This window comes from Sphingomonas phyllosphaerae (genome assembly GCF_029623345.1).
Classification (GTDB): Bacteria; Pseudomonadota; Alphaproteobacteria; order Sphingomonadales; family Sphingomonadaceae; genus Sphingomonas; species Sphingomonas phyllosphaerae_C.
Genome location: NZ_JAPYKH010000031.1, coordinates 1 through 24,648 on the forward strand (window position 1 = coordinate 1; position 24,648 = coordinate 24,648).

At 70.5% G+C, this 24,648-nt stretch carries 25 protein-coding genes and 1 pseudogene; 15 read left to right on the forward strand and 11 right to left on the reverse strand.

The annotated features are described in order from the left end of the window. Positions 1 to 757: pseudogene (locus QBJ89_RS18760) on the reverse strand (hypothetical protein); the annotation flags it as partial. A gap of 4 nt (positions 758 to 761) precedes the next feature. Continuing rightward, positions 762 to 2,306: an NAD(P)/FAD-dependent oxidoreductase gene (locus QBJ89_RS18765; RefSeq protein ID WP_277982019.1), complete on the reverse strand. Its 1,545-nt coding sequence runs from the start codon at positions 2,304 to 2,306 to the stop codon at positions 762 to 764. A gap of 637 nt (positions 2,307 to 2,943) precedes the next feature. Between QBJ89_RS18765 and QBJ89_RS18770 the strand changes: the two genes are divergently transcribed. From QBJ89_RS18770 to QBJ89_RS18780, 3 genes are all read left to right on the forward strand, one after another. Continuing rightward, on the forward strand, positions 2,944 to 3,456 hold the full coding sequence (locus QBJ89_RS18770) for a hypothetical protein (protein ID WP_277981996.1): 513 nt from the start codon (positions 2,944 to 2,946) through the stop codon (positions 3,454 to 3,456). A gap of 49 nt (positions 3,457 to 3,505) precedes the next feature. Then, positions 3,506 to 4,090, forward strand: a complete 585-nt coding sequence (locus tag QBJ89_RS18775; RefSeq protein ID WP_277981997.1) for a hypothetical protein — start codon at positions 3,506 to 3,508, stop codon at positions 4,088 to 4,090. Between the two features lie 357 nt (positions 4,091 to 4,447). Beyond that, positions 4,448 to 6,859 (forward strand): hypothetical protein, encoded by a 2,412-nt coding sequence (locus QBJ89_RS18780; protein ID WP_277981998.1) that lies wholly within the window; start codon positions 4,448 to 4,450, stop codon positions 6,857 to 6,859. Positions 6,860 to 6,976: 117 nt separating this feature from the next. Here QBJ89_RS18780 and QBJ89_RS18785 read toward each other — a convergent pair whose 3' ends face one another. The 6 genes from QBJ89_RS18785 to QBJ89_RS18810 all read right to left on the reverse strand — a co-directional run bounded on the left by QBJ89_RS18785 (position 6,977) and on the right by QBJ89_RS18810 (position 14,140). Continuing rightward, complete coding sequence (locus QBJ89_RS18785; RefSeq protein ID WP_277981999.1) at positions 6,977 to 8,065, reverse strand: GGDEF domain-containing protein; 1,089 nt, start codon at positions 8,063 to 8,065, stop codon at positions 6,977 to 6,979. A gap of 4 nt (positions 8,066 to 8,069) precedes the next feature. Further along, entirely contained in the window at positions 8,070 to 9,260 is a 1,191-nt protein-coding gene (locus tag QBJ89_RS18790) for an HD-GYP domain-containing protein (protein ID WP_277982000.1), read from the reverse strand. 127 nt (positions 9,261 to 9,387) lie between these two features. Continuing rightward, on the reverse strand, positions 9,388 to 9,780 hold the full coding sequence (locus QBJ89_RS18795) for an acyl-CoA thioesterase (RefSeq protein ID WP_277982001.1): 393 nt from the start codon (positions 9,778 to 9,780) through the stop codon (positions 9,388 to 9,390). Further along, the gene (locus QBJ89_RS18800) at positions 9,777 to 10,340 is read right to left on the reverse strand and encodes a DedA family protein (RefSeq protein ID WP_277982002.1); all 564 of its coding nucleotides are present in this window, start codon (positions 10,338 to 10,340) and stop codon (positions 9,777 to 9,779) included. Before QBJ89_RS18800 ends, QBJ89_RS18795 begins: the two co-directional genes overlap by 4 nt. A gap of 22 nt (positions 10,341 to 10,362) precedes the next feature. Beyond that, on the reverse strand, positions 10,363 to 12,420 hold the full coding sequence (locus QBJ89_RS18805) for a S9 family peptidase (RefSeq protein WP_277982003.1): 2,058 nt from the start codon (positions 12,418 to 12,420) through the stop codon (positions 10,363 to 10,365). 61 nt (positions 12,421 to 12,481) lie between these two features. Continuing rightward, positions 12,482 to 14,140, reverse strand: coding sequence for a tetratricopeptide repeat-containing sulfotransferase family protein (locus QBJ89_RS18810; RefSeq protein ID WP_277982004.1), 1,659 nt, complete (start codon positions 14,138 to 14,140; stop codon positions 12,482 to 12,484). A gap of 56 nt (positions 14,141 to 14,196) precedes the next feature. Between QBJ89_RS18810 and QBJ89_RS18815 the strand changes: the two genes are divergently transcribed. Both QBJ89_RS18815 and QBJ89_RS18820 read left to right on the forward strand, forming a co-directional pair. Beyond that, positions 14,197 to 14,460, forward strand: a complete 264-nt coding sequence (locus tag QBJ89_RS18815) for a hypothetical protein (RefSeq protein ID WP_277982005.1) — start codon at positions 14,197 to 14,199, stop codon at positions 14,458 to 14,460. A gap of 82 nt (positions 14,461 to 14,542) precedes the next feature. Beyond that, positions 14,543 to 14,797 (forward strand): hypothetical protein, encoded by a 255-nt coding sequence (locus QBJ89_RS18820; RefSeq protein WP_277982006.1) that lies wholly within the window; start codon positions 14,543 to 14,545, stop codon positions 14,795 to 14,797. Between the two features lie 13 nt (positions 14,798 to 14,810). Here QBJ89_RS18820 and QBJ89_RS18825 read toward each other — a convergent pair whose 3' ends face one another. After that, positions 14,811 to 15,893: a hypothetical protein gene (locus tag QBJ89_RS18825; protein WP_277982007.1), complete on the reverse strand. Its 1,083-nt coding sequence runs from the start codon at positions 15,891 to 15,893 to the stop codon at positions 14,811 to 14,813. Positions 15,894 to 15,900: 7 nt separating this feature from the next. Between QBJ89_RS18825 and QBJ89_RS18830 the strand changes: the two genes are divergently transcribed. The 6 genes from QBJ89_RS18830 (at position 15,901) to QBJ89_RS18855 (ending at position 21,266) form a co-directional block, all read left to right on the forward strand. Next, entirely contained in the window at positions 15,901 to 17,193 is a 1,293-nt protein-coding gene (locus tag QBJ89_RS18830) for an aspartyl/asparaginyl beta-hydroxylase domain-containing protein (protein ID WP_277982008.1), read from the forward strand. A gap of 332 nt (positions 17,194 to 17,525) precedes the next feature. Further along, positions 17,526 to 18,251, forward strand: a complete 726-nt coding sequence (locus QBJ89_RS18835; RefSeq protein WP_277982009.1) for an alpha/beta hydrolase — start codon at positions 17,526 to 17,528, stop codon at positions 18,249 to 18,251. Beyond that, complete coding sequence (locus QBJ89_RS18840) at positions 18,248 to 18,982, forward strand: tetratricopeptide repeat protein (protein WP_277982010.1); 735 nt, start codon at positions 18,248 to 18,250, stop codon at positions 18,980 to 18,982. The genes QBJ89_RS18835 and QBJ89_RS18840 overlap by 4 nt, the downstream gene beginning before the upstream one ends. A 224-nt stretch (positions 18,983 to 19,206) precedes the next feature. Then, positions 19,207 to 19,659 (forward strand): VOC family protein, encoded by a 453-nt coding sequence (locus QBJ89_RS18845; RefSeq protein ID WP_277982011.1) that lies wholly within the window; start codon positions 19,207 to 19,209, stop codon positions 19,657 to 19,659. Next, positions 19,659 to 20,378: a hydroxyacylglutathione hydrolase gene (gene gloB / locus QBJ89_RS18850; protein ID WP_277982012.1), complete on the forward strand. Its 720-nt coding sequence runs from the start codon at positions 19,659 to 19,661 to the stop codon at positions 20,376 to 20,378. Before QBJ89_RS18845 ends, gloB begins: the two co-directional genes overlap by 1 nt. A 90-nt stretch (positions 20,379 to 20,468) precedes the next feature. Continuing rightward, positions 20,469 to 21,266, forward strand: a complete 798-nt coding sequence (locus QBJ89_RS18855; protein WP_277982013.1) for a SirB1 family protein — start codon at positions 20,469 to 20,471, stop codon at positions 21,264 to 21,266. Positions 21,267 to 21,345: 79 nt separating this feature from the next. Here QBJ89_RS18855 and dapF read toward each other — a convergent pair whose 3' ends face one another. Together dapF and QBJ89_RS18865 are read right to left on the reverse strand one after the other, a co-directional pair. After that, positions 21,346 to 22,287, reverse strand: a complete 942-nt coding sequence (dapF, locus tag QBJ89_RS18860) for a diaminopimelate epimerase (RefSeq protein WP_277982014.1) — start codon at positions 22,285 to 22,287, stop codon at positions 21,346 to 21,348. Between the two features lie 44 nt (positions 22,288 to 22,331). After that, the gene (locus QBJ89_RS18865; RefSeq protein ID WP_277982015.1) at positions 22,332 to 22,802 is read right to left on the reverse strand and encodes a DUF6456 domain-containing protein; all 471 of its coding nucleotides are present in this window, start codon (positions 22,800 to 22,802) and stop codon (positions 22,332 to 22,334) included. Between the two features lie 40 nt (positions 22,803 to 22,842). On the opposite strand from QBJ89_RS18865, the gene QBJ89_RS18870 reads away from it, so the two are divergent. From QBJ89_RS18870 to QBJ89_RS18885, 4 genes are all read left to right on the forward strand, one after another. After that, positions 22,843 to 23,442 carry a LuxR C-terminal-related transcriptional regulator gene (locus QBJ89_RS18870; protein ID WP_277982016.1) on the forward strand — a complete coding sequence of 200 codons (600 nt, stop codon included), beginning with the start codon at positions 22,843 to 22,845 and terminating at the stop codon, positions 23,440 to 23,442. A 52-nt stretch (positions 23,443 to 23,494) separates the two neighbouring features. Then, complete coding sequence (locus QBJ89_RS18875) at positions 23,495 to 23,758, forward strand: hypothetical protein (protein WP_223012678.1); 264 nt, start codon at positions 23,495 to 23,497, stop codon at positions 23,756 to 23,758. Between the two features lie 45 nt (positions 23,759 to 23,803). Beyond that, a complete protein-coding gene (locus QBJ89_RS18880; RefSeq protein WP_277982017.1) occupies positions 23,804 to 24,310 on the forward strand; it encodes a hypothetical protein in 507 nt (168 codons plus the stop codon). After that, a partial coding sequence (locus QBJ89_RS18885; RefSeq protein ID WP_277982018.1) for a MarR family transcriptional regulator occupies positions 24,261 to 24,648 on the forward strand: 388 nt, incomplete at its 3' end. The genes QBJ89_RS18880 and QBJ89_RS18885, both read left to right, overlap by 50 nt.

Here is a 24,648-nt window from a genome sequence, read left to right on the forward strand (position 1 = left end):
GCGCGATCGCGTCGCACGCCGGCTGCGCCCACAGCGGCCCGCGCGTGGCGAGGTGAAGCGCGCTCGCCGCGCCCGCCAGCGTCCAGCCGAGCGTCACCGCCGCCGGCCCGCGCGCCGGCCGCCACGCCCAGCCGAGCGCGGCGACGCTTATGGCGGCGGCGGCGATCGGTAGCCCCTCGAGCGAGATCGTCAGCAGCACCGCCAGCGCCATGCCCGCGAGCGCGCCGCTGCGCCGCGTCGGTGGCGCCAGCAGCGCGGCGGCGGCGGCGAGCGCGGCGGCGGCCTGCCAGCCGTGATGGTCGATCCGCAGCGGGCGCAGCTGGAACAGCAGCGGCGAGGCGAGCGCCACCAGCAGCACCGCATAGGGCATGCGCGCGCGCCCGGTGAGCCGGCGCGTCAGCAGCGCCGCAAGCGCGGTCACCGCCAGCAGCGTCAGCAGCGGCACCAGCACCAGCGCCACCCGCTCGGCACCGCCAGGGCCCAGCAGCGGGCGCAGCGCCAGCATCGCGCCCGCGAGCGGCAGGTCGACCAGCCGCGACCAGTGCATCGGGAAGTCGCCATGGTTGAGCCGGTGCTGCGCGACGTCGAACCAGCCCTGCCCGCCGAGCCAGTCGCGCACCTCGAGCAGCCGCATCGCGTCGTCGGCGTCGATAAACATCCGCACGCGGATCGCGTCCCAGCTCGCCGCCACCAGCAGCAGCGCGGTCAGCAGCCAGCCGGCGAGCACCGGCGCGGCGGGATGCCGCCGCAGTTTCATCGCGTCACGCCGCGTGGCGCACGTCCGAGCCGATCCGCCCGGGCACCTGGCGCAGGCTGGACAGCGCCGCGGCCTCGCCCTCGCGCCCGCTCTCGTGATATTCGGCGTCCTCGTTGACCGCCCAGGTGTCGTACACGCGCGCGCCGGCCTGGATGTTGCGGACCGTGAGCATCGCGGTCATCATCGCGTGGTCCTGGTTGTTGTAGCGGTGCATGCCGTTGCGGCCGACGCAGTGGAGCGTCGGGTAACGCCCCTCCAGCTCGCGCCGCAGCATGTCGACGTTCTGCGCGTAATCCTCGTCGTAGACGGGATAGGCCTTCTCCTGCCGCACCACGGTGCCGCCGACGACGTGCGACGGGTCGCACAGCCCCAGCGCCGCCATCTCGCGCGTCGCCAGCGCGACCAGCTGCTCGTCGCTCGACGTCCACAGCCCGTCGCCCTCGAAGCAGAAATATTCCAGGCCGACGCAGGCGATGGCGGGATCGGGCACCATCTCGGGCGACCAGGAGCGGAAGTTCTGGATGCGGCCGACCTTCACCCTGGGATCGTGGATGTAGATCCAATTGTCCGGGAACAGCTCGGGCGAGCGGATCATCAGCGCGACGGTGAGGAAGTCGCGATACTTCAGGTTGGCCGCCTCGGGCAGCGCCGCGGGCAACGGGTGGAGCCGGCTGGCGAGCTCGCGCATCGGTGCCGAGGAGATCACGTGCGCGGCGTCGAGCGTGGTGATGCCGGCGGCGGTGTCGGCGGACACGGTCCAGCGCCCGCTCGGCGCGTGGTGGTGGAGCTGGCGCAGCGAATGCCCCATCCGCACCGTGCCGCCGCGCTCGACGACGCGGTCGCGCGCCGCCTCCCACATCATCCCCGGCCCGAGCCGCGGGTAGCGGAAGTTCTCGAGCAAAGTCTTGGCCTGCATCCCGTCGTTGGGGCGCCTGTTGAGCCCGAGCGAGCGCTTGACCCCGTCGATCACCGCCTTGCCGAGCGACAGGCCCTTGATCCGCTGCGCCGCCCAGTCGGCGCTCATCTCGTCGCACGGCATGCCCCATACCTTCTCGGTATAGGTCTTGAAGAAGATCGAGTAGAGCTTGTGGCCGAAGGCGTTGACGGTCCAGTCCTCGAAGCTGCGCACGCGGCGCCGCGGCAGCAGCCGCGCCTTGGCGAAGCTGGCCATGCACAGCGCCGAGCGGACGACGCCGAGATGCCCCAGCGCCTCGAACGCGCGCAGCGGGTAGCTGTAGAACTTGCCCTCGTAATAGATGCGGCTCATCCGCGGGCGCTCGATGAAGTCGTGCGGCAGGATCTCGTTCCAGAGATCGACCACGTCCTTCGACTTGGAGAAGAAGCGGTGCCCGCCGATGTCGAAGCGGAAGCCCTGGTGCTCGACCGTGCGGCTGATCCCGCCGACGTAGCGCTGGTCCTTCTCCAGCACCGCGACGCTGTAGCCGGCCTTGGTGAGCAGATAGGCGGCGGTGAGCCCCGCCGGGCCGGCGCCGATGATGGCGACGTCCACCGCCTCGCCCGCCTGTGCCGCAGAAGTCGCGCCGATCATCGCCATCACCCTCGCCCGGTCCTGTGACCCGTGATGGCGAGGGGATGACGGAATTTGGTTGAGGGGTGGTTAATGATGGGTGCGCCGTCAGAAATTACGAAATGAGGAATTACTTTATAAGCCGGGATTTTGGCTGTGGACCACACCGCAACTCAGTAACCGACACCGAGGTCAAATCCCAAATCAGACAAGATCATTTCTAGGATTCCGTCAGCTCAATCTCCCATTTTTATCTAAAATATGAATGTACGATCCGCAGTTCACCGTATTGTACAGGGAGATCTATTATGACGACTACCTTATCCTCGACCTCATCACTTAGCGGTAACGCGTTGCTAAACAGCCGTATGCTCCGCCCAACAGCGGATTCTGATGACTCACCCTCGGGCACTGAGATTACGGTGACCGGCAAGCGCCCGCCCACCGATGGGGCGGATCCATCCCCGGGATCGAATGTACCCCCATCGACAGGTCAAACGTTCCCTGACGATCCGCCTAAGAAGCCGGGAGGAGCGGCAGTCAGCAAGGTCAAGACGATGGTTGAATATCCTAACAAGGAGCAAGCCGACGCCGTAAAAGAATTTAGAGATAGGGCAAACGCGATTGATAAGACTTTGAAAAATATAAGAGACGAAAGGTGTTTAAGGTCAAGATATCAGATGGAACATACAAGAATGTTACAGGAGCCGAGGTAAAAAGTTTCTGGGCCTCAATGAAATTTCAGATTGATAAGCCAGGAACGACGTACCCAAGCGGTACAAAAAATGGCGCGTCAACCGATGCTAACGGAGTGACCCATTTTTCAACGGACACACTTACAGGCTATCAGGCAAGAAGCCCTGACAGCTCAGAAAAGGACAAGTCATTTGACTACCTAATTTCGCACGAACTTGCGCATAACACAGAAGCGGGCAGAGCGGAAAACGAATGGCAAACAAAAAACGGGACAAAGGACGCAGACGGATACTATTTGGGGAACGAAGTTCTGGCTAACTCTGTGGCCAAAACAATCGAAGATGATGTCGGCCTCAAACCATTGTCAAGTCCGACCTATGGATACGATGGAAATGTAGTTACATTATCTGCTTCAGTCAACCCATCGCCTATTGAAACGACTAAGGCTGGAGGCACCCTGAATTTGTATGCGTAAATGTATTTTACATAAAAGCTTCTGCCGGACTTCGGTGTTGCAGACAGCAATGCTGCCGTTTTCTCTGGGTCTAATAGCACTTTTTGCAAATCCTGCGAACGCACAAAACTCAAGTTGTTCTAATAAGTCTGCTTACTCTATTGATTTACGTAAACATATTAGCAGCTACGCCTCGCTTCAAACAAGCACTTCCACAATCCGCCTACAAAGTGCAGAACAAATTATTACTGGATGCGCAATCGAGGAGGCTTCTCTGTCCGTCTCCGGCTTCACCACACAGGCCGGGGTACGATATGAGAAAAACGGCGCCACGTATGTTCCTGTCAGTGCCGATTATGTCAGGATAAAGACTAGGTGTAGCGCTTTTTCTTTAGCCACCGCTAGACCATATGACGCGCTATGTGAGCCAATTAGTGTACCCTATGCAAGAAATAGCTTCGCCGCCGTAACTTATGAGGGTGATGAGTATAAACTCAGCCTGTTCCATAAAAGTGATTTGATTGTTATGTTACGAACTAAATTAAAGCCGCTTGACATGATGTACCTTCCATCTCCCCATGGACTTGGCGGTAACATATTTATACTCCTTCAATCTTCTCCTTCGTCCGTTGTTCAGGTTGTTTTTTTAGTGTAATTGCAAGACTTTTGACTGACGCCGCCCTGGATGGCGAGGTCGCCTCGCCATCGAGACATCAAAACTTTGGGGACGGTTCTGCCCTGTCCTACATCAAGCGTTTATGGAACAAGTGCTGCATGTGTCCGTGCGCCTGACCTGCCTATACGCCTCGCGTCATACCTCGACATCACTGATGCACCCCGCCGGCGGCTCAACATTCGCAACATTCGCTCCAACATTCCTCAACGTTCGCCCCCTCCCACCCGGCGCGCCCGCCCCACCATCCCCATGCGGCCGCCGCATCCTCGCCCAGATCGCGCGCCACCCATCGCGGCGGTGGCGCGGGCGCGCGCGGCTGGGCTATAGCGAGGGGTGATGCGGCTTCTTCTTCAACGCTTGCTGGCGCTGCTGGCGCTCTCCTCGCTCGTGCTGTCGCCCCTGCCCGCGAGCGCGCAGGGCAACAGCTTCGATCTCGCCGGCCCCGCGCTGACCATGGCGGTGACGCGCGGGAAGGTGACGCTGCCGATCGGCCAGGTGCCCTCCCTGCGCGTCGGCGACCAGCTCGAGCTCAAGGCGGACCTCCCCGCCGACCAGGCGGCGCGCTACCTGCTCGTGCTCGTCTTCCTGCGCGGCGCGACCAACCCGCCGCCCAAGAACTGGTTCTACGAGGCCGAGACCTGGAACCCCAAGAAGGCCACGCTCCGCGTCAAGGTGCCCGAGGGCGCGCAGCAGGCGATCGCGCTGATGGCGCCCGAGACCGGCGGCGGCTACAACGCGCTGGTCAAGGCGGTGCGCGGCCGCCCCGGCGTGTTCGTCCGCGCCGCGCAGGACCTCTACCAGGCCTCGCTCGACCGCGCCCGGCTCGAGACCTTCGTCAACGGCGTCGCGCGTATCGAGGAGAGCGCGCCCGAGCGGCTCGTCCCCGTCTCCACCGCACTCGCCGGCTCGCTCGGGATCAAGCTCAACGCCGACTGCCTCGCGCGCAGCCGCGCGCTCCAGGCCTCGTGCCTGACGCAGAACCGCGACGGCATGGTGCTCCAGACCGGCGGCGGTGCCGCCTCGCTGATCGACGTGATCGGCGGCACCACCACGCAATTCGCTTACTCGCTTGCCGCCACCAAGGAGGGCGGCGCGGGCGAGTTCAGCCCGTACATTTCGCTGGCGCGCGACTTCGCGCGGCTGTTCGGCGTGTTCCGCAGCGCCGACTATCAATATTCGCCCGCGCTGGCGGTGGGGCAGAACGAGCGGCTGCGGCTCCAGCTCAACACGCCGCCGTCGTTCCAGAACCCCAAGTCGGTGCTGGTCGCGCCGCTGCCCCCGATCGGCGCGGCCGCCCCGCCGCCGCTGCGCGCCGCGCTCAAGGACGCGGTGTGCCTCGCCAAGCCCGGCCTGGTGCTGCCGCTGGAGGACGCGCCTTTGGTGTTCGCGACCGATTACGCGCGCGCGCTGACGCTGCGGCTCGCCCTGGCGGACGGCAGGACGGTCGAGCTGCCGGTGACCGCCGACGCGGAGCGCGGCGGCCTCGTCGTCGGGCCCGACGCGCAGAAGCTCGGCGCCAGCACGATCGGCGAGGCGGTGCTGAGCGGCCGCTGGGGCTTCGACAGCTTCACCGGCCCGCGCTTCCCGCTCCAGAACGGCGCGCCGGCGGCGTGGCAGGCCAAGCCCGACGATACGGTGGTGGTCGGCCGCGACGCGCCGCTGACGCTGCGCGGCGGCGCCGCCGCCTGTGTCGAGCAGGTCGCGCTGCGCGATCGCTCGGGCACGATCAAGCCGGTCGAGTGGAAGGCCAGCGCGCCCGACGAGATCGGCGCGACGCTGCCGCTCCAGCGCACGCGCGCGGGCGACCTGACCGTGCTGGTGTCGCATTACGGCGCCAGCGCGCCGGCGCAGCTGACGCTCAAGGGCCAAAGCGAGGCGAGCCGGCTGGAGGGCTTCACGCTCTACACCGGCGACAAGGAGGGGCGGCTGGTCGGCGCGCGGCTCGACCAGGTCGCGTCGCTCGAGGTGGCGGGGCTGACCTTCACCGCGGGCGCGCTGTCGCGCGACATGAGCGGCGGCGACCGGCTCGCGCTCACCACCGAGGCCAATACCGAGACGGTGCCAACCGGGACGAGCGACGCCAAGGTGACGCTCAAGGACGGCCGCGCCACCGCGGTGCGCGCCACGATCACGCCGCCGCGGCCGCGGCTCGAACTGGTCAGCCGCAGCGTCGCCGCGCCCGCGGCGCCGGACCGGCTCACGCTCGAGCTGCCCGAGTTCGCGCTGGCGCCCGAGGCGACGCTCACTTTCTCGGCGCGCGCGGTCAACACGCGGCTGAGCGCGGGCGACCTGATCGAGGTGGCGACCGCCGACGACAGCGCCAGCGCCAAGCTCAGCGTGGCGAGCGGCAAGCTCCAGCTGATCGGCAGCGACGTCGCGGTCGCCAGCCTCACCCCGCGCGAGGCGCTCGGCGCGGCGGCGACCGGGCCGCTCAAGATGCGGCTGGTGCAGGGCGATCTGGTCGGCGACTGGCAGCCGTTGGCGCGCGTGGTGCGGCTGCCCGAGCTGACCGAGCTGCGCTGCGACGGCGCGACCTGCACGCTGCACGGCCAGGAGCTGTTCCTGATCGCGCAGGTGGCGGATGAGGCGGGCTTCCAGAAGGCGCAGAATGTGCCGCTCGGCTTCGTCGGCGGCGAGCTGGCGGTGCCGCACCCGGTCGGCGGCGCGCTCTACCTCAAGCTGCACGACGCGCCCGACGACGTGGTCAAGCTGGTCGTGCCCGCGGGAGGGGCGAAGAAGGCGAGGTGAGGGCTGGGTCTGGATAGCTGATCGGATCAGCCCCATGTCCGCGCGCGGATGGGAGCTCTCGGCGTGGTGCTGGCGGCGCCGCCTCGTGCCGGCGGGAGGATCGTCGACGACCGACGTCTACGCCGCGCAGACCCGGTTCTTTCCCGCATGCTTCGCCGCGTAGAGCGCAAGGTCGGCCTCGGCCAGCGCCGCCGCGCCGCCGTCGGCGCCGAGCGGCGCCACGCCCGCCGAGAAGGTGACGCGGTCGAACGCCAGCCCGGTCTCCTGGTTGATCAGCGAGCGCGCCGACAGCCGCTCGCGCGCGGCGTCGAGCCGCGCGACCGCGGCGGGCGCGTCGCCGTGGCGGAACAGGCAGGCGAACTCCTCGCCGCCGTGGCGCGCCACCAGCACGTCGCCGCCCAGCTCGCGCTCGAGAAAGCCGGCGACGAAGCGCAGCACGCGGTCGCCCGCGGCATGGCCGAAGCGATCGTTGACCTGCTTGAAATCGTCGATGTCGCACAACGCGACCGTCGCCACCGCGTCGCCCGCGTCGCCCGCGTCGAGCGCGCGCAGCGCCGCCTCCAGCGCACGGCGATTGGGCAGGCCGGTGAGATGGTCGCGCTCGGCGGCGCGACGGGCCTGGCGCAGGTCGCGGCGCAGCGAGTCGGCCTCGTGCCGCGTGCGCTCGAGCTGCGCCTCGGCCAGTCGCGTCGCGGTGACGGCGTCGCGGGTCAGCGCGGCGATGCGCGCGATCGTCGCAGCGGGGTCGTCGTCGAGCCGCGCCGCCTCCCCCTCGATCGCGCTGCCGAACTGCTCGGCGGTGCGGCGCGACTGGCCCGCGGCGCCAAGGCACTCGCCGATGCGCGCCTCGAGCGTCTCGACGATCCGCGCGAGCGTGTCGGGACCGAGTTCGGTCGTTTCCTGGCCGTCGGCAATGCGCGCCGCCGCGGCCTCGGTCAGCGTCCCCGTGGCGCGCAGCGCCTCGGCCACCGCCACGCTGGTGGCAACGTCCTCGCCCGACAGATAGGAATGGACCAGTTTGTAGTTGCGCGGCGACGGCGCAAGCCGGCTGGCGAACAGCAGCTCGCCGATCGAGTCGAACAGCCGACGCCGCGCGGCGAGCCGCTCGTCGAGGCGCTGCGCCCGACGCGCGGGCGAGAGCCAGTCGAGCATGCGGCGCAGCGGCGCGGGCGTGGGCGCCGGCGTCGGATGGGGACGGGTCGCCATCGCCTCAGGCCCCGACCGCGCGCGCCGGCGGCGGCGCATCATTGCTGTTGGCGGTGAGCACCGCCGTGCGCATCCGTTCCCACGACATGCCGAACCAGTAGGCGCCGCGCTCGCTGCCAAGGATCGGGTCGCCCGCGGCGTCGGTGGCGACCTCGGTCAGCGGTAGCCGCGCCTGCGTCGGAATGTCGAAGAAGGCGCGGACCGGCGGCGCGGTCGGGTCGTCGCCGCCGGTGCCGAGCACCAGCGCGAGCCGGTTCGAGCGCAGCCGAACCAGAGCGCCGGGCGGGTGGATGCCGATGTGGTCGATGAAGGCGGCGAGCAGCTCCGGGTCGAAATGGCCGTGCCACGACTGCATTCGTGCCAGCGCGTCGCCCGGCGTCCAGGGGCGCTTGTACGGGCGCTGCGAGGTGACCGCGTCGTAGACGTCGCACACCGCGCTCATCCGCGCCGCGAGGCTGAGCCGGTCGCCGGCGAGACCGAAGGGATAGCCGCGGCCATCGACTCGCTCGTGGTGGTGCAGACAGACGTCGCGCACCACGTCGGGCACGTCGCCGCCGAGCAGCAGCGCGTGACCCTTCTCGGGATGGTGGCGCACCACCGCCAGCTCGGCGGGGTCGAGGCTGCCGGTCTTCTCCAGCACCGCGCTCGGTACCGCCATCTTGCCGATGTCGTGGAGCAGCCCGGCGAGGCCAAGATCGCTCACCTCCGTATCCGTCAGGCCGAGGTGGCGCGCGAAGCCGATCAGCAGCGCGCCGACCGCGACCGAGTGGAGCCAGGTATATTCGTCCTTGCTGCGCAGCCGCGTGACGGTGAGCAGCGCGCGCCGGTCGCGCGCGACTGACTGCGTAATCGAGTCGACCAGCGGGGCGAGCGCGCGATGGTCGATCGCATGACCCATGCGCGCGTCGGCGAACATGCGCAGCATCGCTCCGCGCGACTGTTCCACCACCGCACGCGCGCCGCCAGCGAGCTCGACCGCTGCCGCGACGGAGAGCGGCTGCGACGCGGGCACGAGCGGGCCGACGCCTTTGTCGGTGTCGATCACGATCTCGCCGATCCCGGCCTCGATCAGCTTGGCGATGTCGCGCGCGCTGGCGAGCACGAGGTGCTTGCGCCAGAATGGGCTCGCCATCCAGCCGCCCTCGACCGAGTGGACGTACATCCCGGGCCGCGCCGCGCTCGTCTTGATCGTCACCAGCACCGCCCGACCAGCCCCCCTGTTCCCGGCGAATCCGTTGTTCAGGCGGGTATGACGGCGCGACGTTAATTTGGGTTTAGCGGGGTGAGTTGATCCTCCCCGCCCTGCGAGGAGGATCTTTCACTCACCCCACGAACGGCGCGGCGATCTCGGGTCGGATGCGGAGCAGCCGCCCGGTCGCGCGGTCGAGCAGCGCCCAGGTCGTCACGCCCTCGACGCGCACGCGGCCGTCGCCGCCGAGGAAGCGAAAATGGCGGTCGAAGCGCGCCCCGCGCGGCGCGCCGGGCACCCAGGTCTCGCCTGTCACGGTCTCGCCCGCGACGACGTTGCCGCGATAGTCGATCTCGTGGCGGGTCACGACCCAGACATGGGCGGCCTGCTGGTCCGCCGGCGCCACCGCGGCCCAGTGCGCGACCGCCATATCCTGGATCCAGCGCACCCACACCGCATTGTTGACGTGGCCGAGCTCGTCGATGTCCTCGGGCCGGGCGGTGACCTCGTGGCGGAACGGCGTCATGATCGTCGACTCCATAGGCGGTGGATCAGCGCGATTGCGATCCCCGCCGCCACCACGCTGCCCGCCAGCCACCATAGGCGCGAGTCATGCCGCAGGCGCCCGACCGCCGCCTCGAACGTGTCGCCGAACACGAAGCCGATCGTGGTGAAGGTCATCGCCCACAGCATCGCCGACACCGCGTTGACCGCGGCGTACAGCCGCGGGTGGATCCCGGCGGTGCCGATCGCGATCGGGCTGATCGTGCGCAGTCCGTAGAGGAAGCGGAACACGAAGATGAAGCCAATCGGGTGGCGCTCCAGCGCCGCCATCGCCTTGGCAAAGGCGGGGCGCGCGCGCGCGGCGGCGACCCAGCGATGGTCGCGGAAGCGCCGGCCGGCGTAGAAATAGGCCTGGTCGGCGGTGAACGAGCCCGCCGCCGCGGCGGCCATCGCGCCGGCGAGCGGAAACATTTCCTGATGCGCCAGCAGCCCGCCCGCGATCACCGCGGCCTCGCCCTCCAGCGCGGCCCCGGCGAACACCGCCGCCAGCCCGTATTGCTCGACGATCGCCTCGATCGTCACGAGGCGCGGTGCCGGTCGCGCCTCATGACTCGACCCCCAGCTGCCACAGCACGAAGGCGTGCTCCTCGGCCGCCTCGCGCAGGCTCTCGAACCGGCCCGACTTGCCGCCGTGGCCCGCGCCCATGTTGGTCTTGAGCAGCAGCAGGTTGCCGTCGGTCTTGGTCGCGCGCAGCTTGGCCGCCCATTTGGCGGGCTCCCAATAGGTCACGCGCGGGTCGTTGAGCCCGCCCGAGATGAACAGCGGCGGATAGGCCTGGACGCGGATGTTGTCGTAGGGGCTATAGCCACGGATCAGGTGGAAGGCGGCTTCGTCCCCGATCGGATTGCCCCACTCGGGCCACTCCCCCGGGGTGAGCGGCAGCGTCTCGTCGAGCATCGTGTTGAGCACGTCGACGAACGGCACGTCGGCGATCACCGCGCCCCACAGCTCGGGGTCGGAATTGACCACCACGCCCATCAACTCGCCGCCGGCCGAGCGCCCTGCCACCGCAATCCGGCCTGCGCTGGTCCACCCGCCCGCGATCAGACCGCGCGCGACGTCGACGAAGTCGGTGAAGGTGTTGGCGCGCTTCTCGAGCTTGCCGTCGTGATACCATTGCTGGCCGAGATCGTCGCCGCCGCGGATATGCGCGATGGCGTAGGCGAAGCCGCGGTCGAGCAGCGACAGCCGCCCGGTCGAGAAGCCCGGCGGGATGGCGTGGCCGTAGGCGCCATAAGCGTAGAGGAACAGCGGGCGCGAGCCGTCGCGCGGGAAATCGCGCGGGTAGACGATCGAGACCGGCACCTCGGTGCCATCGCGCGCGGTGATCTTGAGCCGCTCGGTGGCGTAGCGCTCGCCGTCATAGCCCGACGGGATCTCCTGCACCTTGAGCACGGTGAGCGCGCCGCTCGCCACGTCGTAATCGTAGACCGTGCCGGGCGTGACCATCGACTCATAGCCCAGCCGCAGCACCTGCGTCTCAAATTCGGGATTGTCGCCGATGCCGGCGGTGTAGCTCGCTTCGGGGAAGGCGATGCGGCGCGGCGCGGCGGCGGGGTCGTAGGAATGGATCTCGATCTGGTCGAGCCCGTCCTCGCGCCCCTCGACGACGAGATAGTCGCGGAAACAGTCCACCCCGGTCATGTAGAAATGCGGGCTCGGCGCGATCCGCTCGGTCCACTCGCCCGGCGCGGTGATCGGCGCGGTGACGAGGCGCCACATCGGATCGGTGTCGTTGGTGTGGATGAACAGCGTGTCCCCGTGCGCGTCGACGTCATATTCGCGGCCTTCCTGCCGCGGCGCGACCAGGATCGGCGCGGCAAACGGGTCGGTCGCGGGAAGCAGCCGCACCTCGCTGGTGACATGGTCGCCGGTCGAGATCACGATCCAGCGGCGGTCGCTCGTCTCGCCCACCGCGACGCGATAGCCCTCGTCGTCCTCGTGGAAGAGCTCGACGTCCTCCGCCGGATCGGTGCCGAGCCGGTGGAAGCGCGCATTGTCGGTGCGCCACTCCTTGTTGGCGAGCCCGTAGAGGAAGCCGCTGTCGTCCGCGCTCCATACGATGTCGGAGAGCATGCCGGGGATCGTGTCGGGCAGCAGCGTACCACTGGCCAGATCCTTGACGTGGATCGTGAACCGCTCCGACCCATTGTCGTCGATCGCATAGGCGAGCAGGCGCGCGTCGTTCGAGATCGCGAACGCGCCGAGACGGAAATATTCCTTGCCCTCGGCCAGCGCCGGTTCGTCGAGCAGCAGCTCGTCCGGACCGCCCGCGACCGGCTTGCGCCACCACAGGCGATACTGGCCACCGGTCTCGAATGCGGTCCAGTAGAGATAGTCGTCGTCTTTCTGCGGGACGCTCGACTCGTCCTCCTTGATGCGCGCCTTCATCTCCTCATAGAGCCGGTCGACCAGCGCTTGGTGCGGCGCCATCTGCGCCTCGAAATAGGCGTTCTCGGCCTCGAGATAGGCGAGTACGTCGGGGTCGGTCACCTCCGGATAGTTCGGATCCTTGAGCCAGGCATAGGGATCCTCAACGGTGACGCCGTGGCGCGTGAAGGAATGCGCGCGCGTCGCGGCGACCGGGGGAGTGAGCGTCATCCCGCGTTACCTAGGGTGTGCGCCGGGGAGCGGCAACATCGCTCGGCTCTTGAGCCCTCGCTCACTCGCGCAGTGAAGCTCGATCCGCGAAGCCGAAGCGCTCCACCCAAGGCTGCAGGATCGGCAGCACCGGCGCGAGTTGGTCGGCGTAGCGGCGCCACTGGCCGCGCCCGTCGAACAGGCCGCGGCGTACCTGAGTGGCACTCGCGGTGCGCACGCCGCGGGCTTGTGCGGTCCGATCGAAGCGTTCGAAGTCGTCGGTCCAGGGCAGGCCGATGAAGTCCGCCATCGCGCGCACCGTCGGTGCGAAGTCGGTCACCAGCCGATCGTAGCGCACCTCGTGGAAGGCGAGCGGCAGCGTCGCGCGCGCGCGCTCGGTCAGCGTCATCAGCGCGTCATAGTGGCGCGCGGTCTCCTCCAGGTCGCTGAAGCACCAGGCCGCCGGGCTGGGGGTGAAGTTGATGCGGTAGCAGCTCAGCACGACGTCGCGCGGGTCACGCCGCATCACCAGCACGCGGGCCTGCGGGAACAGCGCGGCGATGATCGGCAGCTTCGCGCCGTTAAGCGGGTTCATGTCGACGAACGTGCCCGCGGTCGCCGCCCCCATCGCCGCCACGCGCCGCCAGTAATCGGCGCGCAGCCGGTCCCGCAGCGCGGGGTCGAGCGCGGCGAGGTCCGGCATCGCGCCGTCGTTCTGCACCAACACGCCGTCGGTGCCGGCGAGCGTCTCGCGCTCCTCCAGCGCGGTCACCCCCGGCGCGCTCGCCAGCACGTTCTCGACCAGCGTCGTGCCCGAGCGCGGATAGCCGAGCAGGAAGACATGGGTCCCGGCGGCACCGGGCACGTCACCGGCGGGCGCGGGAGCGCGCGGCGCGTCAAGCTGCGCGGCGATGCGCTCGATGAAGGCGCGGTGCGACGGCCGGTCGGGCCCGGGCTCGAGCGCGTCGCGGTAGACCTCGCGGAAGTTCGCCTGCGCGTCGCGATAGCAGTCGAACGCCGCCTCGGTGCCGTCCTGGCGGTCGAGCGCGTCGCCCAGCAGGGTCAGCGTGCGCGTGCGGTCGTCGCCGCGGACATGGTCGACCAGCGGGCGCAGCAGCGCCTCGGCCGCGGCGCCGTCGCGCGCCTCGATCGCGACGGTGGCGAGCGCGGCGCACGCGGCGGGCTCGTGCGGGTCAAGCGCGAGGGCGCGCGCGGCCTGGTCGCGCGCCTCGTCGGCACGGCCGCGCCGTGCCGCGGTGTCGGCGAGGCGGCCGTAGGCGGGCGCCAGGGTCGAATCGAGCGCGAGCGCGCGGCGATAGCTCTCGCCCGCCTCCTCCTCGCGCTTGAGCGAGTCGAGCGTGTAGCCGCGCTCCAGCCAGGCGGCGGCGTGGCGCGGCTCGGCGGCGACGACGCGATCGAGCACCGCCAGCGCCTCGTCGTGGCGCCCCTCCTTGCGCAGCACCGCGCCGATCGAGCCCGCGATCAGCACGTCGCCCGGTGCCAGCGCGAGCGCGCGGCGCAGCAGTGCGTGCGCGCCGCGATAGTCGCCCGCCTCCTCGTGCTGCCACGCCGCGAGGTTCAAAATCATCGGGTCGCTCGCGCCGGCGGCGAGCGCTGCCTCGGCCAGCGCCGCGGCGCGCGGGACGTTGCCCGCGGCGAGCGCGCGCTCGATCGCCGCACGGCTCGTCGCGACATCGGCGCGACCCGACTTGGTGCGCCGCCGCACGACTCGGTTTGACATGGCTCGGCGCTCCATCTTAGCCTCGTGGCTCAGCCGCATACGACAGGGTCTCCCCCATGCACAGCATCGCCGCGCTCGCCCTCGCCCTGGCTGCCGTCGCGGTGCCGGCCGCGCGCGAGCGGGCCAGACCGCGCGACGCCGCCGAGAAAGCGGCGGACCGGGCGGACAAGATGGTCTGCAAGCGCTTCACCAAAACCGGTTCGCTCGTTGACAGAGTGCGCGTGTGCAAGACCAAGAACGAGTGGCAACGCGATCGCGACAATCTGCGCAACTCCGCCGCCTCGGGGACGTGCGGACAGCCGACCCTCAACGGCTGCTGAACAGGCTGCGCGACGCGGTTTGACAGGCCGCGGCGGCTCGGCTTAGCCTCGATCCATCGCCTCTGACGAATAAGGCTCGATCATGCACCGGTTCACCGCCCTCGCGCTTCTGCTCGCCGTCGCCGCACCCGCGGCGCAGGCCAAGACCAAGGACGCCCCGGAGAAAGCGGTGGATGCGGCGGACAAGGTGATCTGCAAGCGTTTCACCAAGACCGGATCGCTGGTCGACAGCGAGCGCGTGTGCAAGACGAAGGCCGAGTGGCAGCGCGATCGCGACGAGCTGCGCTCGATCAACCAGAGCCGCATGGGCGGCCGATTGCCGGGTGAACAGCAGTGAGCACCCGAGTCGCCTAGCCGAGCAGCGGCGCCGGCGGTGTCAGCGCGATGCCGAAGCTCGCCGCCACCTGCTCGGCCCAGCGCACCACCACCTCGATCTCGCGCGCGTGGAGCGTCGCGGCTTCGCGATGCTCGACGGCGCGCGCGGTCGCGTCGAAGGCCTTGCCGAACTTGGAGTGTCGCGTGAACGCCGGCCCCGCCACGATCGCGTCCAGCGCGGCGTCGTCGAGCCGGAGCCGGTAGAGCGACGCCAGTGCGGCCAGCGCCGCGCGCGGGCGCGCCATCAGCGTCGCGCTGTCGAGCGTGCGCACCCGCGCCGCGCCGAAGCGCTCGACCAGCTCGGCGAAGAGCGCGTGCTGGCCGAGCCAGCCGAGCGCGGCGACCTGCAGGTCGGTCAGCGCGAACAACGCGCGCGCGTCATGGCCGAAGCGCGCCAGCCCGTCGTCGAGCATGCCCGCGAGCAAGGTGCGCACCCACATCCGCCCCTCCAGCTCCTTCTTCGCCACCGAGCCGAGATAGGTCGGCAGCGGCGCGTGGAGCAGCAGCGCGGCACTGTCGGGCCGCAGCGTCAGCAAAGCGGGCGCGAAGCCGTTCGCGATGGTCGAGGGCTTGACCACCACCGCCTCGCCCGCGGCGAAGGGGCGCGCCAGCAGCGCGAGCGTGTCGTCTAGCACGCTCGCCAGATCGGGACCGGGCTCGCCGCGGCGGCGCCAGCCGATCAGGTCGTTGAGCACCACCGGCTCCTTCAGCCCCATCGCTGCGCCGGGATGATCCACCGCGCGCGCGAGCAGCGTCGAGCAGCAGAAGGCGGAGTGGAAGATCCAGTGCAGCGGCACGGGCGCGGGTGCGGCGGCGCGCGCGTCGGCGCGGCGCACCACCAACGGCGGCGCGCTGTCCTGGGGCAGATACTCGTCGGTGAGGAAGGTGGCGGCCCGGTGCGTTTCGCGCGGCACGCGCCGGAGGTGGAAGGCATCGTGACCCGGATCGTAGCGGTGCGCCAGCCAGGTCGCGTCGAGCAAGGGGAGAGCAGCCGCCGCCATCGCCCCGCTGTGCGCCGGCACGCGCGCGATTGTCCAGACTGCGCGATCGGTTATCATCCATGTTATGGATCCGACCCAGCCCCAGCAGCATCTCGCCGCCGCGCTCGCGGCGCGCGACGCCGGTCGTCGCGACGAGGCGGTGCGGCTGTTCCATGCCGCCGTGGCCGGCGGGGCCGAGCATCCGGTGGCGCTCAACGCGATCGGCGTCGAATCGCTCGCGCGCGGTGCCTTCGCGGCGGCGGCGGACTGGTTCACCCGCGCGATCGCCGCCGATCCGGTCGCGCCGGAACTATGGATGAACCTGGCGCGTGCGCACCGCTCGCGCGACGACACCGCGGCCGAGCGCGCCGCGCTGGAGGGCGCGCTGGCGATCGACCAGCGCCATTTCATGGCGCTCGTCAGGCTGGCCGAGTGGCACGAGCGCGCGGGCGAGCAGGACGAGGCGGCGGAGCGCTGGGGCAACGTGCTGACGATGGCGGCGCTGCTCGACGAGCGCTCCCCCGCGATCGAGGCGATGCTCGAGCATGCGCGCGATTATGTCGCGACCCAGCGCGCCGGCTTCGCGGCCACGATCGATGCCGCGCTGGCGCCGGCCCGCGCCGCGCTCGCACCGGCTGCACGACGCCGCATCGACGCCTGCGTCGACCACGCGCTGGGCCGACGCCAGATCTACGCCAACCAATGCGCCGGGCTGCACGTGCCCTTCCTCCCCGCCGACGAATATTTTGCGCGCGAGTTGTTTCCGTGGTTCGACCGGCTCGAGGCCGAGACCGCGACGATCCGCGACGAGCTGCTGCGCGTGCTGGCCGAGGACGCCGACGCGCTGCGGCCTTATGTCGCGATGAAGCCCGGGACGCCGCGCAACAAATGGTCTGCGCTCGACGGCTCGCTCGCCTGGGGCGCGCTCCATCTGTGGCGTGACGGCAAGCGCGACGATGCGGTCTGCGCGCGCGTGCCGCGCACCGCCGCCGCGGTGGAGGCGCTGCCGCTCTCCGATCTGCCGGGGCGGACGCCGACGGTGTTCTTCTCGATCCTCGCGCCGGGCGCGCATCTGCCCGCACATACGGGGGTGAGCAACGCGCGCGCGATCGTCCACCTGCCGCTGGTGGTGCCGCCCGGCTGCGGCTTCCGCGTCGGCGGCGAGACGCGCCAGTGGGAAGAAGGCCGGGCTTGGGCGTTCGACGACACGATCGAGCACGAAGCGTGGAACCGCTCCGACCGGCCGCGCGCGATCCTGATCCTCGACGCCTGGAACCCCCACCTCACCGCCGACGAGCGCGCGTTGCTGCGGCAGTTCTTCGCCGCGACCGCCGACGCGCCCGAGCGCGAGCTGACGCGGCTGCGCGTTGGCGAGTGAGGGCACGCCGGGGCGCCGGAGGCTGGTCTGAGGTAGTGAGGGGGTGAGGTGCGCGTTGCCCGCTTCACCAGACGTCATCCCCGCGCCTTACTCGGCAACCCTGCCCCTCACCCGTCATCCCCGCGATGGCGGGGATCCAGACGCGCGGACCCAAGGATGGAGGCGTGACGTCAGCGTGTCTGGATCCCGCCTTCGCGGGAATGACGAAAAGGGCGGAGCTGGTGGCGCGAAACACTATGAGCGGGACGGGAGGACGGCCGTGACGCCGACCCGCACCCGACCCGACGTCCTCCGCCTTCGCAAAGCGCTGCCCCGCGTCTAAGCCAACGCGCATGAGCATCGTCACCACCGCGCCGAAGCGACCGCGCCTCGCCTATCACCATCACGCCGGCACCGCGCCGACGGTGATCTTCCTGCCCGGCTATGCCTCCGACATGAGCGGCACGAAGGCGCTCGCGCTCGAGCAATGGGCCAAGGCGCGTGGTCAGGGCTTTCTCCGCTTTGATTATGGCGGCTGCGGCGCCTCCGAGGGGCGGTTCGAGGACCAGTCGCTCGCCGACTGGCGCGACGACGCCGTGGCGATGATCGACCATGTCGAAGGGCCGGTGGTGCTGGTCGGCTCGTCAATGGGGGGCTGGGTGATGCTTCTCGCCGCGCTGGCGCGTCCCGCGCGGATCGCCGCTTTGGTCGGCATCGCCGCCGCGCCCGATTTCACCGACTGGGGCTTCTCGCAGGACGAGAAGATGTACCTGCTCGAGCACGGCCGGCTCGAACGTGCCAACCCCTATGGCCCGGCACCGACCGTCTACACCCGCCGCTTCTGGCAGTCGGGCGAGGCGAACCGGCTGATGTCGGGCCCGATCGCGTTCGAGGGGCCGGTGCGGCTGCTGCACGGCCAGACCGATCCCGACGTACCGTGGCATCGCTCGGCGCGGCTCGCCGAGCTGATCCGTTCGCCGCACGTTCAGACCTGGCTGGTCAAGGACGGCGACCACCGCCTGTCGCGCGAGGACGATCTCGCGCTGCTAATCCGCGCGGTGGAGGATGTGGTGCCATGATCCCGCTCGCCGCGCTGCTGCTCGCCGCCGCTGTCCAGGGCGCGACGCCGCCCGGCGTCAGTGGCAGCGACCCCGCGGCGGGCTGCGTCGCCGAGACGCGCAGCGACCCCGCCGCGGCGGAGGCGCGCGCGCGGCGCGGCGGCGCGGGGCTGCGCGCGTGCCTCGCGCTCGCGCTGGCGGCGCAGGACCGCTATCCCGAGGCGGGCGTGGCCTTCGCCGAGGCGGCGCGCGGCGGCGAGCTGGCGCACGACTCGCACGCGGCGGACTATTGGGCGCAGGCGGGCAACGCCTGGCTCGCCGCGGGCGACGCCGCCAAGGCGCGCGGCGCGCTCGACGCAGCGCTGGCGGCCGGGACGCTGGTGGAACTGCAGCGCGGCGAGGCACATCTCGACCGCGCCCGCGCGCTGGTCGCGCTGGGCGACACCGCCGGGGCGCGCACCGACCTCGATCAGGCGTTGACGAGCGCCGGGGACGACCCGCTGGCGTGGCTGCTCTCGGCGACGCTGGCGCGGCGCGGCGGCGACCTCGGCCGCGCGCGCGCCGATATTGCGCAGGCGCTGCGCCGCTCCGCGGACGACGCCTCGGTCCAGCTCGAGGCGGGCAATATCGCCGCGGCGGGGGGCGATGCCGATCGCGCCAAGGCGGCGTGGCAGGAGGCGGCGCGGCTCGCGCCCGGGTCGCCGGCGGGCCAGTCGGCGGCGCAGGCGCTGACGCAGTTCGGGGGGAAATAGGCGGGGAGCGTTGCCGGGAAAGCGTTGCTGCCGCGCCGCCCGCTCCTCTGACCATCCCGGCGGACGCCGGGGTCCAGTTGGGAACGGCCGTCGTGGGAGCCGCCAAGCTCACCCACCTGGACCCCGGCGTGCACCGGGGTGGTTATAGGGTGGGCAAGACCGACCTGGTCAGCGAACGTCCGCCCTCGACCCCACAGCTGCCAGGACGACGAACGGAAGGTAGAATGACCCAATATCTCCACACCATGATCCGCGTCAGCGACCCCGACGCGACCGTCGCCTTCTTCGCGCTGCTCGGGCTCGACGAAGTCCGGCGGATCGACAACGACGCGGGGCGGTTCACGCTGATCTTCCTCGCCGCCGAGGCCGATACCGCCATCGGCGACCGCCGCGTCGAGGTCGAGCTGACCTACAATTGGCCGCCCGCCGACGGCAGCGCGCCTGAGGTCTACGACGGCGGCCGCAACTTCGGCCATCTCGCCTACCGGGTCGACGACATCTACGCGACCTGCCAGCGGCTCGCCGACGCCGGGGTGACGATCAACCGCCCGCCGCGCGACGGCCATATGGCCTTCGTGAAGACCCCAGACGGCGTCTCGATCGAGCTGCTCCAGGCGCGCGCACCGCTCGCCCCGGCCGAGCCCTGGGCGTCGATGCCCAACACGGGGACATGGTGATGCTCGAGATCGTCCGCGTGCCGGTGCTGAAGGACAATTACAGCTGGCTGGTGCGTGCCGAGGACGGCGCGGTCGCGGTGGTCGACCCCGGCGAGGCACAGCCCGTGCTCGACGCCGCCGCGGCGCGTGGATGGGCGATCGGCCAGGTGTGGATCACGCACTGGCACCCCGACCATACCGGCGGCGTCGCGGCGGTGAAGGCGGCGACCGGCGCGGCCGTGACCGGCCCTGAGGCGGAGCGCGCCAAGATCGACCTACTCGACCGCGGCGTGCGCGAGGGCGACTCGCTCACACTCGGCCAGCATCGCGCCACGGTGCTGGAGGTGCCGGGCCATACCGCGGGCCATGTCGCCTTCCACCTCGCCGAGGAGGCGGTGATCTTCACCGGCGACACCTTGTTCGCGCTGGGCTGCGGGCGGTTGTTCGAGGGCGACGCGGCGCAGATGTACGCCAACATGCGCCGCTTCGCCGCGCTGCCCGACGACACCGCGGTCTATTGCGGGCACGAATATACGCAGAGCAACGGTCGTTTCGCGCTGACGGTGGAGCCCGACAACGGAGCGCTGGTGGCGCGCATGGCCGAGGTCGACCGCGCCCGCGCCGCGGGCGAGGCGACGGTGCCGACCACGATCACCGCCGAGCGCGCGACCAACCCCTTCCTGCGCGCGCCAGACGTGGGGACGTTCGCGCGGTGGCGCGCGGCGAAGGATTCGTTCTGAGGGGCTGAGACCTAATCCTCCCCGTGCCGGGGGAGGATGATCGAAGCCTGCCCCTCGCATGTCCGGCCACGCGCCCCCATCTTCGGTGATATGACCGACGATCTCCTTCGCCTCGGCCTGATCGACGAGGACGATATCGTGCTCGACGAGGCCGCGCTGCTGCTCGCCCTGCTCGACCACCCCGACGCCGACCCTACCCCCGCACAGGATCTGCTCGAGGCGATTGCGACCCGGCTCGACGTCACCGGCGCCGACGCCGAGACCTCGCTCGAGCGCGCGGACGCGCTCGCCGAGGTGTTCGCGGGCGAGTTCGGGTTCCTCGGCGATTCCGCCAGCTACGACGATCCCGCCAACGCCGACCTGCTTCAGGTGCTCGAGCGTCGCCGCGGGCTGCCGGTGAGCCTGTCGATCCTCTACGTCGCCGCCGCGCGCCGGCTCGGCTGGAGCGCCGACGTGCTCGACGTACCCGGCCACGTGCTGGTGCTGATCGAGGCCGAGAGCGAGCCGGTCATCGTCGATCCCTTCGCAGGCGGCGCGCGCGTCGGCGCGGAGCGGCTGTCGGCGCTGCTCGAAGCGGCGCGGCCGGGACGCGCAGTGACCCACGTCGCCGCCATGCCGAACCGCGCGGTGCTGGTGCGGCTGCTGCAGAACCAGGCGGCGCGCGCCGAGCTTGCCGGCAAGGGCCGCCGCGCGCTCGAACTGTACCAGCGCATGACGGTGTTCGCGCCCGACCAGCCGCATGGCTGGTGGGAGCGCGCGCGGCTCGAGCTGGTCGACGGCGACCATGAGAGCGCGCGCCGCAGCCTGGGCGCGATCCTCGAGATCACGCGTGACGCCGAGCTGCGCGGCAAGGTGACCGATCTGCTGGAGCAGCTTGGCGGGCAGTAAGGGGTGTTGACTGCACCTCCGCTCACCAAAGTTGCCGTCAGGCGGCCGTTAGGGGGCACCTGCCCCGCCTCACGGCCGCCTACGCCCCCGCCACCACCCGCGCCCAGGCGGCGATCTCGTCAGCGGCGTGGCGCTCCACCACCAGCTCGCCCGCGACGCCGCGCGCGGGATCGACCGTGACGCTGCCCTCCCACTCCCAGGTGGCGTTGCCGTGCAGCGTCACCATCGCGTCCGCACCCGCGCGCGCACGCACCAGGCCGCCGCGGTTGTACACCGTCAGCGCGCGGTCGAACGCGACGCGCCCGGTCAGTCCTGCGGCATAGGTCGAAGCCGCCATCGCGCTGCCGCAGCTGTCGGTCAGCCCGACGCCGCGCTCGAAGGTGCGGACGAACAGCCGGTCCTCCCCACGCACCTCGACGAAGGAGACGTTGGCGCGGTTGGGCAGCCACGCCGGCGCCGCCTCGCACGCTTGCCCGACGGCGACCAGCTCGGTCTCGTCGACCGAGTCGACGAAGGCGACCAGATGCGGGTTGGGCATCGCCACCGCGGTGAAGGCGCGCTCGCTCGGCAGCGGCGGCACCGGCGCCTCGACGATCCGCGCCGGGGCGTCGCGCAACGGCCAGGCGGCGGCGTCGAGCGAGGCCGGGCCCGCGGTCTCGGCGACGGTGTAGACGCCCGGCGCGAGATCCTCGGCGCGCGCCACCTCGGCGTAGCTGGTCTTGAGCCGCACCGTGGCGCGCTCCACCCCGAGCACGGCAAAGCCCGCGCGCGCGACACAGCGCAGCCCGTTGAGGCAGGTCTCGGCCTCGCTGCCGTCGCTGTTGAACATGCGCATGCCGAAGGCCGCGCGATCGTCGCCGCGGGTGAGCAGCAGCATCCCATCGCCGCCAACCGGTCCGGCGCGGTCGGCGAGCGCGCGCGCCACGCCCGCCCAGTCGGTGCCGTCGAGCGCCGCGTCCCGCGCGTCGATCAGCGGGAAATCGTTACCCGAGCCATGGCATTTGACGAAGCGCAGCCGCATCGCGCCTATGTGTCGGCGCGCGGCGTGCGGGGCAAGGGGCGCGATCACGCCAGCCGGTAATGATCCGCCAGCCGGTCGAGCGCGAGCGACAGCACCAGCCGCCCGCTGCGGGCCGGCCAACCGAGCGCGCGCTCGCTGTCGGGCAGCGACTCGCCCGCGCAGACCACGCGCCACAGCACGTCGGCCAGCCCGCGCCCTGCGGCGCCCACCGCTGCGTCGAAGCGGCGCTTGGCGGCGAGCTGCGCCTCGCCCGGGTCGAGCGCGGCGCCGCGTCCATTGTCGACGCGCGGCGCCCAATTCATCGTCACCGACGGCGCGAGCTGCGCGCGCTCGTAATCCGCGCGGAGCCGCTCGCCCGCCTCCGCCTGGCGCGCGTCGACCAGCCCGCGCGCGGCGAGCCACGCCAGCGGCGACTCGCGCCGGTTCACCGTTACCGTTCGCCCGCGCCGCGCGCCGCGCACCACCGCGCCGCGCCGCCCGCTCGAGTCGATCACCTGCTCCACCAGCTCGCGCATGCGTCCTCCCTCGTCCATGATGCGGCGGCGGGGGTGGCGGATGTTGGACGATGTAGGACAGCGGCGAGACCCGCGACGGCACGCGACGCCGATCTTGGTTGATGACTTGCATCGCTTGCTATCCCATCTCGGGACCATGTCGCCGGATCGATTCGCCAAACTGACGACCCGACAACGGGAGTGCCTGCGCCTCTACCACCAGCGCTACCGCGTGAAGGAGATCGCGCGCGCGCTCGCCATCTCGGAGAATACCGCCAGCGGCTATCTCACCGAGGCGACCGCGCTGCTGGGCGTCGGCGGCCGCCCCGCCGCGGCGGCCGCGCTGGCCGCCTATGAGGCCGCCCACCCCGATGCGAGGGGTCGCTTCTCGGTGGGAGACCCCACCCCCCTGCCGGCCGCAGAGCCGTCCTCGCCGGGCGATGACGCTCCGGCACCGGCCGCCGTGGTCGGGACGGGAGCGCCGACACACGCCCCCGCCGCGCCGTGGCTGCCGTTCCGCAAAGGGGATGGTAATGACCTCACTATCGCACAGCGCCTCTTCTGGCTCGGCGCCATCGTTTTCGGCCTCGTCACCGGCTTCGGTCTTTTCGCTCTCTTCGTCCGCACCCTCAGCGACGTCGTCGCGCAGCTCGCGCGGTGAGGTCGCCTCGGTCGAGGTCGACGCGGTCGCCACGCTCCTGCGCGAGCTCGAGATGCTGCAGGACCGCGCCTTTGCGGTGTGCGGCCGCCTCATGGCGGCGCTCATCGACGCGCGCATCGAGCAGAATATCGCGCCGATCGTCGGCAAGTCGATCCGCGCCGGGATCAGCGACGTCGCGGTGCAGATCAGCGGTGCGCAGGGCGCCACCGCCGACGTCCACCGCCTGCTCGAGGCGCTGGCCAAGGCACGCGGGCTCGACGTGCGGCTGTACGGCGATACCGACAAGCAGGATCCCCGCCCCGGCTTCACCGCCTGAGCCGCGGCGGATCGAACGTGATCAACCCAATCGGGAAAGCGGCCGATGACGCGGGTCCTCGTCTTCGCCGCGGTGCTGCTGGGCACCTGCCTCTATGCCTTCCGGCGCGGCGGCGCGCCGGAACGCTGGGTGGCGGCGCTGCTGCTGACGGCGGCGATCGCCTCCTACCTGCTGCCGCACGTGCGCGGCTACACCTACTTCCACGTCGAGTGGCAGCGGGTGGCGATCGATACCGCCTTGCTCGGCGGGCTGGTGGCGGTGAGCCTCGCGGCGGACCGCTTCTGGCCGCTGTATCTCACCGCCTTCCACGCGCTGACCGTGATGACGCACGGCGTGCGCGCCTACGACCCGGCGGTGCTGCCGATCGTCTACACGCGCGTCGCGGCGTGGCTGGCCTATCCGGGCTTGCTGCTGCTGGTCGTTGGCGTGGCGCGTCATCACCAGAGATTGCGGGCGGGCACGCGCGAGTTCGACTGGACCTTCCAGCGGCGGGGGGCGGCCGATGAGGCACGAACCTGCCACGCGCGAGGAGCTGGGCTGCGCGATCCGTGAGATCGAGGCGCTGCTCGAGCGGCTCCGCGCCAAGGAAGCGCAGCAGCCAGCGCCCGCACCCGGGCTGCTCGAGCGCGCCGAGCTGATGTACCAGGAGCGCCGCTCGCGCGACCGGCTGTTCGGCGCCGACCTGTTCGGCGAGGCGGCGTGGGACATGCTGCTCGATCTCTACATTCATCACGGCCGCGGCGCGCTGGTGCCGGTGTCGAGCGCCTGCATCGGCGCGGCGGTGCCGCCCAGCACCGCGCTGCGCTGCCTCGGCAAGCTCGAGTCGCGCGGTCTGGTGGTGCGCCGCGCCGACGCCGACGACCGCCGCCGCTCGCTGGTGACGCTGAGCG